The organism is Paenibacillus sp. BC26, assembly GCF_900116125.1.
GTDB lineage: Bacteria > Bacillota > Bacilli > Paenibacillales > Paenibacillaceae > Paenibacillus_Z > Paenibacillus_Z lignilyticus.
Genome location: NZ_FPAD01000001.1, coordinates 2,181,855 through 2,196,717, shown reverse-complemented (window position 1 = coordinate 2,196,717; position 14,863 = coordinate 2,181,855). Strand labels below are relative to the sequence as shown.

At 47.7% G+C, this 14,863-nt stretch carries 11 protein-coding genes; all 11 read right to left on the bottom strand.

The window, feature by feature from the left end; genetic code table 11:
* Nucleotides 1–110 precede the first annotated feature (110 nt).
* A complete protein-coding gene (locus tag BM412_RS09520; protein ID WP_091216787.1) occupies nucleotides 111–908 on the bottom strand; it encodes a class I SAM-dependent methyltransferase in 798 nt (265 codons plus the stop codon).
* Between the two features lie 356 nt (nucleotides 909–1,264).
* Nucleotides 1,265–1,618, bottom strand: coding sequence for a hypothetical protein (locus tag BM412_RS09515; RefSeq protein ID WP_091216784.1), 354 nt, complete (start codon nucleotides 1,616–1,618; stop codon nucleotides 1,265–1,267).
* 169 nt (nucleotides 1,619–1,787) lie between these two features.
* Nucleotides 1,788–4,832: an Ig-like domain-containing protein gene (locus BM412_RS09510; protein ID WP_091216782.1), complete on the bottom strand. Its 3,045-nt coding sequence runs from the start codon at nucleotides 4,830–4,832 to the stop codon at nucleotides 1,788–1,790.
* A 458-nt stretch (nucleotides 4,833–5,290) separates the two neighbouring features.
* Nucleotides 5,291–6,151 (bottom strand): DUF6454 family protein, encoded by an 861-nt coding sequence (locus BM412_RS09505; RefSeq protein WP_091216780.1) that lies wholly within the window; start codon nucleotides 6,149–6,151, stop codon nucleotides 5,291–5,293.
* A gap of 70 nt (nucleotides 6,152–6,221) precedes the next feature.
* The gene (locus tag BM412_RS09500; RefSeq protein ID WP_091216778.1) at nucleotides 6,222–6,950 is read right to left on the bottom strand and encodes a P-loop NTPase family protein; all 729 of its coding nucleotides are present in this window, start codon (nucleotides 6,948–6,950) and stop codon (nucleotides 6,222–6,224) included.
* A gap of 332 nt (nucleotides 6,951–7,282) precedes the next feature.
* A complete protein-coding gene (locus BM412_RS09495) occupies nucleotides 7,283–7,741 on the bottom strand; it encodes a VOC family protein (RefSeq protein ID WP_177245739.1) in 459 nt (152 codons plus the stop codon).
* 191 nt (nucleotides 7,742–7,932) lie between these two features.
* The gene (locus BM412_RS09490; RefSeq protein ID WP_091216772.1) at nucleotides 7,933–8,358 is read right to left on the bottom strand and encodes a DUF1801 domain-containing protein; all 426 of its coding nucleotides are present in this window, start codon (nucleotides 8,356–8,358) and stop codon (nucleotides 7,933–7,935) included.
* Between the two features lie 67 nt (nucleotides 8,359–8,425).
* Entirely contained in the window at nucleotides 8,426–9,376 is a 951-nt protein-coding gene (locus BM412_RS09485; RefSeq protein ID WP_256256363.1) for a phosphotransferase family protein, read from the bottom strand.
* A 36-nt stretch (nucleotides 9,377–9,412) separates the two neighbouring features.
* Nucleotides 9,413–10,465: a phosphotransferase enzyme family protein gene (locus BM412_RS09480; RefSeq protein WP_091216766.1), complete on the bottom strand. Its 1,053-nt coding sequence runs from the start codon at nucleotides 10,463–10,465 to the stop codon at nucleotides 9,413–9,415.
* Between the two features lie 18 nt (nucleotides 10,466–10,483).
* Nucleotides 10,484–12,313: an ABC transporter ATP-binding protein gene (locus tag BM412_RS09475; protein ID WP_177245738.1), complete on the bottom strand. Its 1,830-nt coding sequence runs from the start codon at nucleotides 12,311–12,313 to the stop codon at nucleotides 10,484–10,486.
* A complete protein-coding gene (locus tag BM412_RS09470; RefSeq protein ID WP_091216761.1) occupies nucleotides 12,288–14,135 on the bottom strand; it encodes an ABC transporter ATP-binding protein in 1,848 nt (615 codons plus the stop codon). The genes BM412_RS09475 and BM412_RS09470 overlap by 26 nt, the downstream gene beginning before the upstream one ends.
* Nucleotides 14,136–14,863: the final 728 nt, after the last annotated feature.

The window sequence follows — 14,863 nt, the reverse complement described above, 5'->3', positions numbered from 1 at the left end:
TGTGACAAGAACTTTATCTCATAACACAAAAAAGCCGCGATTTACGCGGCTTTCACATTATACTTTTCATCTCTAGCAGAATTCCTGGCTCAGCACATTGGTACGCGATTTTACTTTCGGCAGATAAAGATTAGTTCATGGTGGTCTGCGTTAGCTGGTTCGTCACTGAAATCTCCAAAGATCTGTATGTCGCTGAAGCCTGCGCGCTCAAGCATCAACACCAACTCGTTCTTCGTATAGTCATCCAATCTTTGCGTTTGAACTTCTTCCTTGATAAGGTTCCCCTCGTGCCACAGCCGGAGCCGCATCTGACGGGTGGACACATTCTCCAGGGGATCTGTCTCAAGTGAGCGGGCAGCGATTTCAAGCTCCGTGCCGTCGGCCAGAAGCTGACGCTCACTGGATGCGGGCCATCCCTCGGGTTCAGCCCGCCTGTATGCAGGCAACCTCGCCAACCAAGCAGGCGGATCGTTCCATCGCGCCGTATAGTTGAATGCGAACGTGCCGCCCTGACGTAGATGCTCATGGCAGCGCTGCATGGCCTGCATAGTCAGACGACGCTCTCCCCCGAGACCAATCACACCGCAGGCAAAAATCGTCAAATAGCGCCGGGGCAGATCTAGCTCGTGCATGGCCTGCGCATAGAGCCGAGGTGAAAGGTTTTGCTTTGCCGTTCGTTCCCGGCAGACTGCAAGCATATCCTCCGAATAGTCGCAGCCATCAACATCCAGGCCAGCTTGCAATAAGTGGAGCAATAAGCGTCCGCCGCCGCAGCCCAGATCAAGCGCCGGTTGTCCGGATGTCTCGATCAGCTTCTTGTAGTACGCCGTTTCCGGACCAGCTTCCGTCCACAATTCGGCATGCGCACGCGCGACAAGGCCATAGTGCCATATTTGGGGTCGTTGCATATAGTGATGACCTCCCTGATATTAGGTGAAATCATTAGCCGTAAATCGCCTATTCGTCGTTACATAGATACCGTTGCGAAATTCATCCAAACATTTGGCTGCCTTCAGTAAACAAAATTAAGGTTATTGTAGTCACATCGACCACTCCCTTTCATAGGAATGGTTTTACCATAGCATGAATTCCCACTTCTTCCCAGTCGCGATGTCAGGTTATAAATGATTGTAATCATTCTTTACAGGGCGTTTCTCGTTCTTTTGGAAAGGACAAGAAGTTGTATCCATAACAAAAAGCCGCGATTAAGCGGCGCATTTAATCGGTTTATATTTAAGTGAACCTGCACGAAGTCATAGCATACTCATGCCATTCTGGTTAATTCACTGTTGATTACTCGATGCGCGGCAACAAAACGATCTTTCGGACTGATCCCAAACGATGCAAATTGAACATTAGAAAGATTGGTTATAAATTGGACTTCATACTGCTTCGCATTTCCGACAAAAAAACTATTATATGTTGATGCGTTCGGTTTCACAGTTAACGCAATGTTATGAATCAATTTCTTTTTCCCATTTAATGCATACACTTTGATTCTAACTTTAACATTCTTATGTTGATTCTGGTTTAACGAGTTTACAACAATATCTTTGGAGACAGTCTTATCTTTCTCCGTTAAATTATTCAGAGGTCCAGTCGTATATTTACGAACCATACATACTCCCCCTTTCATAAACAAGATATTATGAGAAAGTCGTGTCGCGGTACTATCTTATTCATTCAGTTGTGGTACGGTGTCCTTCCGTTAACGCAATGACTTGCACCATTTTAGAACTGCCCGAAAAAAAAGGCCAAGGAAATTTACTCCTTGGCCAATTTTTTATTTACTGGTACGTGATCGACAGCTTCGGCCGGTTTGCTGCTGTGGCGTCTTCTGCGGAGTAGATATCAACCGCTATGTTAGTTGGATTATCAATATACAGCAGAACGCCCTGATTGGTGGACGGTGTGGTTAGCCAGCCCTGTACGACGGTCGGATCGAGGGTAATATCAATCACTTGATCACCGGTCGCTGTGAAGCTGGATATCGCAAACGATTTGCCAGACATATAATCGGTCCCGTTGCCTTTGGCTCCTGCCGTCGCCCATTGCGCTCCGGATTTGCGGTTCTGCCACCCGATGAGCGAATAAGTCGGATCGTAATCGGTCTGCATGTAGCGACCTTCCATCGTAAAGCCGGACGCCCATGTGTTCATCTTGAGTGTCAGCTTTGCCGATGCGACCGTTTTGCCGGCCGGAATTGATATGTTATCGAAGCGCAGCAGCGAATCGATTTCATACGGCGTTGTCTGACTGGTCTGATCGAATACTTTCAACGTGCCGCTGATAATATTGCCCCCGTTACCACTCCATTGCGATGTGAGCGACACATCCTTCGCGCCGGTGTAACTGCTCACTCCTTGCTGGAAGGTGACCGTTCCCGTTGCGCTATTCGATATGGTTACTGGCACCGAGGACGATGTCGTTGTATTTCCTGCAGCATCGCGCGCTACAGCCGTAATCGAATGTGAGCCGTTTGTAAGCGATGTCGTGTTATACGAGATTGAATACGGCGAAGTCGTGTCTTCCGTCCCGATATTGGTGCCATCGACTTTGAACTGGACGCCCGCGACGCCAACATTATCGGAGGCGTTTGCCGACACCGTTATCGCGCCCGATACCGTTTGGCCGCTTGTTGGCGCTGTGATCGATACCGTCGGCGCCGTCGTATCGGCAGCCGCGCTTTTTGTCACGGACACCGAGGACGATGTCGTCGTATTGCCCGCTGCATCACGCGCTACCGCCGTAATCGTGTGCGAGCCAGCCGCCAGGCCCGAGGTGTTGTACGAGATCGAATACGGTGAAGACGTGTCTTCGGTCCCGACATTCGTACCGTCGACCTTGAATTGTACGCCCGCGACGCCAACATTATCGGAGGCGTTCGCCGACACCGTTATCGTGCCCGATACCGTTTGCCCGCTAGTTGGCGCTGTGATCGACACCGTCGGGGCCGTCGTATCGCCAGGAGCGGAGCCGGTCAGCAGTTGGGATGCCAGCCACGTGAAGCTTCCGGTTGTGCGGAACTCCCAGCCCCACTTGCGGTTTGGCGTAATCCGATAAGCGGTTTTCCCCGCTGTTGGACCGGTCGGGCGAATCCAGAAGTTGACGCCGATATCATAGCCGTAGTAAAGATCGTTTACAGCCGATTCCCATGTCGTATTTGGCGAACCGCCGAGCAGCTGATTGAAGTAGTCGGCCCACAAAATCGCGTTCCCCACTTCCAGGTCATGCTCGATCGTCGTGCCGCCGGTCGGGTTGCTTGAGCTTCCGCGTCCGCCGTCCAGCGCATCGGAAGTACCGTCATATTTCACCATATAATCCGGATAGCGAAGCGCTCCGACATAAGTATCGTAGGCGTGATAAGCATCGGAACGTGAAGCGTTATTCAGGAAGGTGCCCATACGCTTCACAAAATTAGCGATATTCGTATCTTCCGTGAATGCGTAAGCACGGATCATGGCATCTTCTGTGAGCACGCTCATCCAGGTCGACGCGATCAAATCGCTGGTTACGCCGTCGCCATGCTGGCTGCCGTAATGATATAGTCCGCCGTCGACACGGTTTGCCGGTATAAGTCCGCCTGCACCGTTCTGATGCCAGATGAAATCAGCCGTTTGATTTTGCACGTTAGTCTTGTAGGTCGTGTTGCCCGTAACCTCGTAAGCGATCAGGTTGGCGAGCAGACGGAAAGCCGTATGCCGTTCGGTCCAAGTCCCCAAGCTCGGATCCCACCGCGTTGGCTCGTCATTCGTTTCATGCGCCTGAACGATCAGCGGGATGTAGGTCAGCATATCGTTGTCGCCCGTCAGCCAATACGTATAAGCCATCGACTCGTCGTAGCTGTACATGGCTCCGTTGCCGCCCGGCCAGCCGTTCGGATCAGGATTTTTTAACGTGAATAGTCCGATGGCACGGGAAGGCGTTGTTGTAGCCGGATAAATTTTCGTTTTGTAAAAGTCGGTATTCCGCACCGCCTCTCGCAGCGCTTTCAGCGAGCTGCTCCGCATGTATAACGTGTACATCGTTGCCGCGCGGTCATAAAGCCATGGATCGTAATTTGTTTTGTAGTCGCTCTTGTATCCGGAGCCGGAATCACCGGCGATAACGGCAGGATCATCCTCATTGATCAGCATATAGAAGTTGTTTTTGAACGCATGCTCCATCTCCGTGTAACCCGTCCAATGCTCGGTTGCATCCATCGTGGTCGGATTGTCCCTTGACTCGGTTATGCTGCTGTCGAACGTGCTCATCCGCGTACCTTTCAGCACGCCTTCAGCAAGAAAGTCTTTCGGCAGCACCGCATAAACGTCAGGCTCGTAAACATTGTCCGATGCTGTGAACGTACCCGACGTCACTTGATGCCATGCCGATCTCGGGTTCGTAAGTGTCGCAATGTTCTGGCTCCGGTTGTTGAGACCCCATTCTACTGTTATCGTCTCCGAATTCGGATATACGGAAGTAAACGTGTTCTGAATCTGGATGCGCGCAACTCGAACGGAAGCTCCATCCAGAGAAGCGTTTGTTATGCTGCGCCATGGCGTTTGCATTTCAACATAGGCGGGAATTTCCGTGCCTCCTTTCAGCACGCGAATTTTCGATACATTCGCAGGCGTTATGGAGCCTCTTGGAAACGGTACGCCGAACGTAACAAGCTTCGTTTGTCCTGAGGTGACATTTTCCATCGGATACAGTTTGACGGAGATGCTGCCGGATGTTTCAGCTGGCGCAAAGAACGATTGGGTCGCGCCAAACGAGATGATAGGAAATAAACCGGTAAGTAGAGCGATCGTACAAATAAAGGAAACTAATTTAACAGACAGCCTTCGCATAAATCCACACCTTCCAACATGAATTTGGTGGGTCTTCGAGTAAAAGCACGCTGTTGTCTTGGATGAGATAGCGAGCTAATACACTATGAAATATCTTTTTTTCTCACCCCCTCCTCGGATTGCGCTCATGTCCACGATTAAAATCTTCTCAATTTATTCCAATTAATGAAGAGTATGAGGGGTGTCTTCTATTTTTGATATATCGAATTTTTTCAAAACTACCGATTTTTATTGAAAGTATAAAATAAGTGAAGAAAGTGATAAAAGAGGCAAGAAAACTCAATAATTCACATCCTTAATTCACCTTTTAGACACCCAGGTCTGGTATAAGACAAGAGCTCAAAAAAACGTCGCTAAATGTTTGGTGATGGTTTTATTCATAAATGCAAAAAGCCGCGATTTACGCGGCCTTTAATGAGATAATGTGCTTGTCACACGACTAGCGAATCGGAGCTCGCTCATCCCGGATTCAAATTGCGTGTCTCATAGACCAGCAGAGACCCGCGCTCGTCGTCCGGCACCGCATACAGCCGCAGCTCCCTGCCCGCAGTCTCCAGAAATACCGGATTTCTGGTGATCACATGTCCCAGCGGCGAAAATTCCGTGATGGGTACTTCGTGTAGTGCCTCCAGCGTGTTCATATCTATCAGGGCTAAACCACCAAGCTCGTACGGCTCGGCATAGCCACTTACCGGATTGGCCATCTCGGAAATGCCGCTCACAATCATTGCCCCATCGCCAGCATATTGGCCGTCCTGATAATCCACGAAGTGGCTTGCATTGTCTTTCGCCCGCAGCATATTCCCCGCCCGGTTCCATTCATAGAACGTGCGCGAGCCCCAGCTATGCCCGATCAGCGATCCGTTCCGGCCGTCATGAACCACGCCTCCGACGTGATCCCGGACGCGAAAAGCTTCCTCTGCGTGCATCGTCATCGGATCCACCTTGTACACGATGGATTCGCTATGCGGCCTATATTCGGCGACCGGCACCCAGAGATGCTCACCGTCGAAATCAATGCCGCCCGGATGGTACATGTCCCCATCGCCAAACAACGTATGCTTCACGAGCTTCCCTCGGATGTCAAAGGCAAACAGGTGGCCGATTCCCCTGCCGGGAGAACGGTCATACCCGTCCTGAGGAATATCATAGCGAACCGGCATCCCGGTAAGCTCAACCGAGGACATGTAGAAAAGATCTCCGATGCGAACCATCCCTTGGGAATGACGGTTGTTGAATTGCAGATCAATCTTGTCTTGCAGTTCCCACCTTGTACTGCGCGTAAGCATTCGGAACGATGCGATAAGCTGATTATCCATAGTGAACTTGTCCTCCCAAAGCGAAAATGGGCACTGCGATCCGATTGCCTGCGAACGACCATGGCACTCTCTATCCGATTTTCCGATCGATTACCTCAACAATCTTACTAAAGACTCCTTCCCAGTCAAGGTTTACATTGTCAATTGTATAGGTTGGGAATGGGAGCATATCAAGCAGCCTCAATTCAGTCTGTTTGCGGTTTTCCATAAACCTAATATTTTGTTCCGTCGCGAAATGGGGCCTTGAACGGATAGAAGAAATCCAATTCTGCTGCTCTCGCACACTCGGCTGAGTTAAATAAAACAGCACAGGATGCATAGCAGCAATTTGATCCGCGATACCCTGAATATGCTGCTCGATATGGAGATCAACTGCTTGATAATGTCCTAACAAATCATGAATCTGATGCTGAAAAAACACTGCTTCGAGTACATAAACCTCGTCTGAAGTGCTAGCAAGCTCAGCGAAACGTGCCCAATGTTGCTGAATCGAATATGTAAACTCTGACAATGCGGCTACGGGCGAGTCCGTCCAACATAGCTCACGGGACTTTAGCTCGGAATAGAGCGCATCCAACTTGTTGAATGCCTTGACATCACGATAAGAAATCAGATAATTGCTTCCATATTTCATGGCACGCGAACGGATTTCACCAGCAGTGTCTTGATACCGCATCAGAAGTTCCTTATATTCATCTTCACGGAAGAAAGCGTGCCAATTCAAACTCGCCGGATGTCCTTTAGCGCCCTCGTCATAGAAAAGGGAAGAGATACCTTGCTGTATTAGGTAGCGATGCAATCGTTCTGCTAACGTCGATTTGCCCGTGCCGCACAATCCTTAAACCAAAATTAATTTACAATTATTTCGCATGCGATTGGCTCCTAATTCTTATTAAATTCTTAACGTCGCTACCTGACTATCTGGGGCCATGAATTCTATTATCTCTTTTGTATAATACAAAGTTATCATCAATGCAGACTCAAGTGCCACCTGTTAATGTCCAAATTTATAGACTCTATAGGAAGCATTTATTGCGCTTTACTACTCTTTGGTTTAATGAAAAATGGAGCAGATGCCACCCGGCAATCTACTCCATTATTGTTCATCAACATTCTCCGTTAATTAAGCGATTAAGGCTGCCATATTTCCCAAAGGTTACCGTCAGGATCATAGAACGGTAAGTTTGGACCGCAAGTTTGCCGAATTTCTCCTACGATGTTCACTCCGTTTTCCTTAAAACGTTCGAAAAGTTCTTGGATACGAGAAGTAACGAAACATCCAACTGCATGGCGTTGACCGCCTTCCCATGTTCCTGTAAATCCTAGTCGTCCACCTTCAGCCCCAGATTCGATTAGGAACAAAGCAGGAATCGACCCTGTAGCAGGGTCATGAGGGTTTCCATTAGCATCGAGGAATCTCATGATTGACATTTTCATCCCAGGCTCTACTTGATGGTTGTTCGCAGGTTGGCATCCCAAATTCGTCTGATACCATTTAACGGATTCGTATACATCACTGACTGGAACGTAAATACAAGTCATGCCTGTAAGGTCTTGCGGTTTTGCCTCCGCTTTGATTGCATCATTCACTTGCATATGTCCACCTTCTCTTCTCTCAATGTGTCCGATCAATTTCCAATTCTATTTCATAGCAATAATTTCCTGCAGTAACAATCGATCTTGCTTAAGCCGTTTGTTACGGCTACTTGGTTCTTTGCGGCAAAAAGCTGCGCGCCGATTGGCTCGCAGCTTTCTTCTCGCTTCTTTCTACAGAAGTTTATTTATCGTGTCGCCTCAACGCCAAATCGTATTGCCTCTTCAAGTATGTCAATGTTTATATCTTTTAGCGTTTTGAACTTAATGCAATATCCGCTCACACTCGCTTTTCCCAGTTTATTTCCATACGTCTGGTTTAAATATTTCTTATCTTTAATACCGAGGATGTAGACAGAGATTCCGGTTTTGTTTGCACTGATACCTATTTGATAAAACTCTCTGGTTTTTCCATTAGCATAGGTTATGGTGTGAATTCCATAGCCTATATTGGGATTAGAAACCGTTATATCTTCATTGTTTTTACCATCCAAGAACCATAATTTACATGCAGGCATTACTTGCAGTATGATGCGGTGCAAAGCTTCCATATCACTACGCTTTGGTTCAGATTGGCTGGTAATATACGCTTCGATTTGTTCTTCTACATTCATATAAAGTGCACACCTCTTCAAATAATACCATCATACAACATAGTTATGTACCGGCCACCGATCCGGTTTAATTCTGGTATCTTGTTGACCATGCAGCTTCAATCTGCTCTAACCAAAACTTGGCACTAGCTTTATACCCCTGGTAGGACTCTTCTCCCCAGTGCAGATAGGACACCGAAAGGAGCTCGACTGTTTCAAAGAGCTGATAATATAGCTGCTTGATAGCAAATAAAGGCGACAGCTTGCGCAGGCTTGAATAACCTGCCATGAATGCCTGCTGGATCTCCGGTGCATCCGTGAATACATCCCTGGAATGCAGCCCTTTGAAGTCGAACTCCGGATCGCCGGCAATCGACCACTCCATATCTAGAATAGCTGTAATCTCTCCATCTGCACACAGCATGTTCGCAAAGTGATAGTCGTTGTGAACCAACGATGCTGTTGAAATTTCACTGAACAAACCAGTTACTCTCTTAAATACGAAGACATAACGCTCGGCTTCCTCAGGATTTAAAATGCCAAGCTTCAGACAACGATTGGTTCGTTGCTCTATGCCCTCAATTAGATACTGCTGCCAGCTGTCATACTGATTAGAAGACGATAGAGCAAGCTCTCCAAACTTATCCCGCCAAATACCATGAATTTTGGCAAGCAAAACGCCCGATTCGTATGCCATCTTGATTTTTGACTCATCGGTAGCCGCTTCCGATGCTTTCCATATATCGATGCCCGGTATCTTGCTCGTAATCAATATTTCATAGGGTAAATGTTCATGGCTGTTATCATAAACATAAACATCCGGAACCGGTATGCCTTCCGATTTCATCATTAGAAGCGCTTGCTGCTCATTGTCAAATTTCGGGAGCTCCACGTCTCTAACGTTTACTCGAACTACATAATGATCGTTAATAAAAACACAAGGATTCACGATTCCCCGATCCGAATATTCTATACGTTCAATTCGTCCGAGACTATGCTTCTCGAAAATAGCTTGGATCGTTAAGGTATCAAATCTCATAGATTTCATGGTATGACCTCTCAATTCAGAGAATGATTACGCAAATGCTTCACGCCATTCATCAAGCGAGTCTACTATCGATAATCCCCATTTTACATACCACAACATATCGGAAGCATACTCTCGAGCGGCATCGCTGTCTTCCAAGCGTGTCACCCAGCCACCAATGCCCCACAACGGCTGTCTCGCCATAGCTAACGGTAACGCAGCACGTTCATCAGCCGTTAACGGCATATCTAGTCCTTCATTATATGCTTGTAGAAGCTTACGAAATTGAATGAATCTATTACCATTATCCGGAGTGAAGAGTGTATATTTCGCGTCTGCAAAATAAAATGTCAATGCTACATCATCAATTCGGGGCCGCATTCCCATAAAGTCAAAATCCCCTACCATAACAACGCGGTCATCTTGAAAAAGCACATTGTTATCCCAAAAGTCTCCATGAACCAGTTGGCATGGAAGGCGCTGCTCAAGTTTATCCAGGCGCTCAGCCAACTCTTCTGCAGTAGCTGCAACCAGTTGTTCGTACTCGGTTATATTTGTCCAAGCACGCATGCGAGCAACCCCTTTACGGGTCATAGTTAAAGCCGTTTCAGCCGGTATATGATTTGCAAAGGGTTTATAGGCAACATCTTGATGCAAAGACAATGATGAAAAGATGGAATGGATTTGTCCTAATAGAGGCAAACCCATCGTCAATCGTTCCCACGTATCCATTGTGCCGTTACTGGGTACAAATTCCTCCACTGTTATTAAGCGGTCTTCCCATGCACAATGGGTTTGACCATCACAAGTGGGTAATAATCCAGCACATGGCACCTTTCCATGCAATGCCATTATAGCTTGATGTATCCCTTCGAATCGTTCCATAGAAACAGATGGTAGATAAATTCGTACAACATGGGGCTTTCCCCTGTAGGAAACCAACAAATTCAAGTTGTATCCCCCGCCAAGATCGGTAAATGAACTGGATGGATCTAAGTCATAGGCAGATCGTATAAAGGCAATTAATTCTTGTGTAGGTTGCGCACGAATCCCCTGCCGAATCCCTCTCTCATTTGTTGAGAAGTCAAGCGCATCATTCATCTGTTGCTAAACCCGCTTTCACGCTCCGACATAATATTGCGCCTGTGCATGCCACAGCTCAGCGTATTTCCCGCCCCGGTCGGTTATCAGTTCGTCATGGGAGCCGCGTTGAATTAGACGCCCCTCATGAAACACGGCGATGTCGTGGCAGAACTTACAGGACGAGAGCCGATGGGAGACGAAGATTGCTGTCTTGTTGCTGATTAAATCATTAAATCGGGAATAGATCTCGAACTCCGCGATGGGGTCCAGTGCCGCCGTTGGCTCGTCAAGCACCACAAACGGCGCGTTTTTGTACAGTGCCCGGGCCAGCGCAACCTTCTGCGCTTCGCCTCCTGAAATCTCAACGCCGTCATCGGAAAAATCCTTATGCAAATAGGTATGAAGCCCACCCGTCATGTTGTTTAATTTCGATCCAAACCCCGCCAGAATGAGCGATTCCTCCGCCAAATCTGCATCATAGCTCTCGGAAGCGGCAACGTTATGGCCGAGTGTGAAGGAATAGAGCTTGAAATCTTGAAACACGACGCTGAAAACGCCCATATAGGCCGAATAGTTGTACTCCCTAATATCGATGTTGTTTAATGTGATTATACCTTCTGTAGGTTCATAAAGCCTGCAAAGTAGCTTAATCATAGTCGTCTTGCCGCTTCCATTCAGCCCTACAACTGCAAGCCGCTGTCCGATATTGAACTTCATGCTAAGGTGTTTAATGGCATCTTTGTCGGCGCCTGGATACCTAAACGACACATCACGGAACTCAAATTCCAGATCCCCTTGCGGGATTGGTCTGTTTCCCTTGTTCTCTCGCATGTTATCCGGCAGGTCGAGATAATCGAAGAGTTGGCCGAGATACTGGTTGTTCGTAATAAAGTTGCCCAGAACCGAGACTAACTTGGCCAGCGCGCCGACAGCGCCGGAAACCGCACCGATATATTGAACCACGCTGCCTAAAGGATACATGCCATATAAGGCGCGCAAACCGATAAAGAGATAGACGCAGCCGCCTAGCACAGCGTTTACAGCCGCTGCCAATGCGTTGTTTTTACCAATTAAGTCGAAAATTCTGTACCAGAACTCCGCTCCAACTGATTTATTATAGTGTTCCTCGATCGCCGACGCCTGTTTATAAAGGCGAATATCCTTGGCGGCATTCTTTGCCTGCATATACTCGTTAAAAAAATGGACATAGGTGTTTGACTTCGGGTTTTCCTCAAACACCGTTTGCTGGATCCTCTCCTCCCTCTTCTTGAGCACGTACGTAAAGGGAAGGATAAGCAGAATGAGTATGATCAGCAAAACGGTAGCTAAAGGAGAGGTTATAAACGACTTATCGTAAGTAGATACTGCCGTAAACATGCCGAAGAACAGTACGATAGACGCGATAAGTTCAAAAATCGGCTGCAACAGTTCCGGCAAACTGTAGTGCAGACGAAGAAGGCCAAGTCCGTTGCCGTTTGTCTTCGCTTCAATATCCGCCAGCTTTTCATTATTCATCGTATCTTCCACTTGATCGTAATTAAGCTGCATGTACCGATTGCCCAGAAAGAAGTAGAAACGCGCCCACAAGGTACTGTTTAAAGTCGTAATCCGGCGAGAGACCGCCGCATTTGCAGCTGATAAAACAAATGCAAGCCCTACTGCAAGGGCGGCGTACGTGATAATGCGACTTGTGTCGCGCGCGCCGGCCAACTCGTTGATGATCTGCGCAGACAGGAAAAGTATCATTAACGGCTGTACTGCGTTAATAAAAGAAGAAACGAAAGTTAGTGGAATGTAGGTCGGCGTAAGGCGATTTACAATTCCGTATCCGCGTCGCAGGTTATGCCAGATGGAGCGCGTCTTCATTCTCGGAAACCTCCCCGTCCTTGTAGTAGTGGGACTGGACGTTAAACATCTCCGCATATTTCCCGCCATGTCTCATAAGTTCGTCGTGCGTTCCGCACTCGGCGATGCCTCCGCCGTCAATGAATAGAATCCTGTCGCAGAAACGCGTGCTTGCCAGTCTGTGTGAAATGTAAATAGAGGTTTTGCCGGCAGTCAGCTCGGCGTACCGCTGATAGATTTCGCTCTCCGCGATAGGATCAAGCGCAGCAGTCGGCTCATCCAGGATAATAACCGGCGCGTCTTTATACAGAGCGCGCGCCAGCGCCAGCTTCTGCTGCTCACCGCCCGAGAGCTCGATTGCATCGTTGTGTACGCGACGCACAAGAAGCGTTGACTCCCCTTTCTCAAGCCCGCTTACTTTACCCATAAGACCGGACATTTCCAGGCATTTCGTTACCTTCTCGTAATCTGTCTTTTCAGGCGATTGTTGAGATACATTTCCGGCAATATCACAGCAGAACAGATGGATATCTTGAAACACCGTCGAGAAGAGCGAGAAGAATTCATCTCTGTTATAAAGCTTTATGTCGACGCCTCCGAGCGTAATCTCGCCGGATGTCGGCTTATAGAGCCCGCATAAGAGCTTGATAAACGTCGTCTTGCCTGCCCCGTTCCCCCCGACAATGGCAATGCGCTCCCCCGGTTTAATATCAAGATCTATGCCGGTAAGGGTCGGCTCCTTTGCCTCCGGATAGGTATATCCGACGTTTCTAAGCGTAATCGCGGGAGGCAGCATGTCTCCGGATTGCAGCTCATGGCCGGCACCGGTGTTAGAAATATCAGGGACATCAAGATAAACGCGAATATCGGACATCTCGCTTAAAGCGCGCATAAGCTCGCTTGAGCTTCTCAATATGCCCGACAACCAGCCGGCAAACGCGCCAATGGCGGCAAACACGAGCACGAAATTACCCAAGGTCATCTTGTCGTTTAGCAGCAAATAAATGAGAAACGCGTATGCTGCACCGTCACGCAGGAGGCTGAGCGCTGCATCCGACAGATGAGCCTTCATATCGCCTGTCGCTACCTCTCGTTCTTTCTTTGTGCTGGTAGCGAGTACGTTTTGAAAAATGCCGTTGATTAAGCTGCCTAGGTCATATAGGCGTATATCCTTCCCGCCTGACGGCTCTTTCGATACTTTCTGGATATACCACAGCTTGCCATGAAGTTTGGACCGCTCCTCGCGCGTGGCCATCTCAATCTTGCGGGCTCGCGAGAGCGCCAGCCAATTGATCCCGGCCGAGACAGCCAGAAAGAGAATAATGAGAGGATGTACCGTTACAATAACCATCCCGTATGTAATAAAACCCAATACGTTCATTAAAAGCTGTGAAGTATTGCGCGGTATGTTGGAAGCGGGAGAGTGGTTGCTTTGCATGGCGCGCCATGCCTTTTCCCCCAGCTTGGCGTATCCGGGACTCTCTAACACCTCGAAGTCCATATTAAGATGCTTATGCATCGTAGTTTGAAGGTGTTTCAATATGCTGATTGTGCCGACAGATTCATTGGTAATGAGGTCGGCATAGCTCTTCGCACTGCTCAGCAAGGCCAGAAGAAGCGCCATAGCTCCCACTGACAATATAAAGCTGCCCGGCGTTACACCTGCGGTAATATTGTCGATGACAATTTTGGGCATAAGGATACTTACAAATGGTAGACCGACTCCAACCAGCGCCGAGATGACACAACAAATCAGCGTAAGTGGTCTTGCCCGCCAGTGCAACCGCATGGCATAAATGATGTTTGACCAAGCGGAGTACGTCGCTCCTTTCTCAGTTGACACTCTAAATCCCCCTTGTTGTAGTAATTAATTAATCGTGCAACATCGTGAAGTGCAATGTCGGAATCAGCATAGCACACCTCCGAATGACAGCCTATCAAGCGTTAGTTGAAATTGCAGGCTTTGAGAGATTCAATTAACGGTAGAATTGGCCATCGTTTGACATTTATTCCTCTAATTTCTTCATAATAACCCCGTTTTCCTGCCCGATAATTGAACATGCTGGTATTCCGGCAGCATGTGTGTTATTGCTCTATAGTGCCCTCCTCACACTTAGGCCATTGGAGTGCCAAAAATACTTCCAAGTATCATAATCGTATTGACTATCAGCCCCCGTCATTCCAACCAAAAATAAAACCAATGAAGTCACTATAGTAGGACGCGTAAGCGAGCCCCATGATGCTTCTACAACTATGAATAACAAATCAAGATACCACCAACGTATCTTATTGTTTAATAGAATATCGCCGCGAATCGGAGGGATTTTCACATTGTTGAAACTATTACGGTCAAATTGCTTCTGCAGGTGCTGGCGAGTTCGGATCGTTTGGTTGTAGTCGTTTTCTTGCAAGGTAAATGCCACCCTTTGATTCAGATAGATTGAATCATACAAGTGTGAGAATAATTTGTATAACGCATCTTTTGAATTGTAATAATGAATAACTTAAATCCAGAATACCCTAGTCGTCATGCTATACTTAACCTTTAAAAAAAGCTTGTTGAAATGAGGA

Coding starts and splice junctions, on each gene's coding strand:
- BM412_RS09475 (WP_177245738.1), bottom strand. CDS start 12,313: ATGAAGACGCGCTCCATCTGGCATAACCTGCGACGCGGATACGGAATT.
- BM412_RS09510 (WP_091216782.1), bottom strand. CDS start 4,832: ATGCGAAGGCTGTCTGTTAAATTAGTTTCCTTTATTTGTACGATCGCT.
- BM412_RS09520 (WP_091216787.1), bottom strand. CDS start 908: ATGCAACGACCCCAAATATGGCACTATGGCCTTGTCGCGCGTGCGCAT.
- BM412_RS09480 (WP_091216766.1), bottom strand. CDS start 10,465: ATGAATGATGCGCTTGACTTCTCAACAAATGAGAGAGGGATTCGGCAG.
- BM412_RS09505 (WP_091216780.1), bottom strand. CDS start 6,151: ATGGATAATCAGCTTATCGCATCGTTCCGAATGCTTACGCGCAGTACA.
- BM412_RS09515 (WP_091216784.1), bottom strand. CDS start 1,618: ATGGTTCGTAAATATACGACTGGACCTCTGAATAATTTAACGGAGAAA.
- BM412_RS09490 (WP_091216772.1), bottom strand. CDS start 8,358: ATGAATGTAGAAGAACAAATCGAAGCGTATATTACCAGCCAATCTGAA.
- BM412_RS09485 (WP_256256363.1), bottom strand. CDS start 9,376: ATGAGATTTGATACCTTAACGATCCAAGCTATTTTCGAGAAGCATAGT.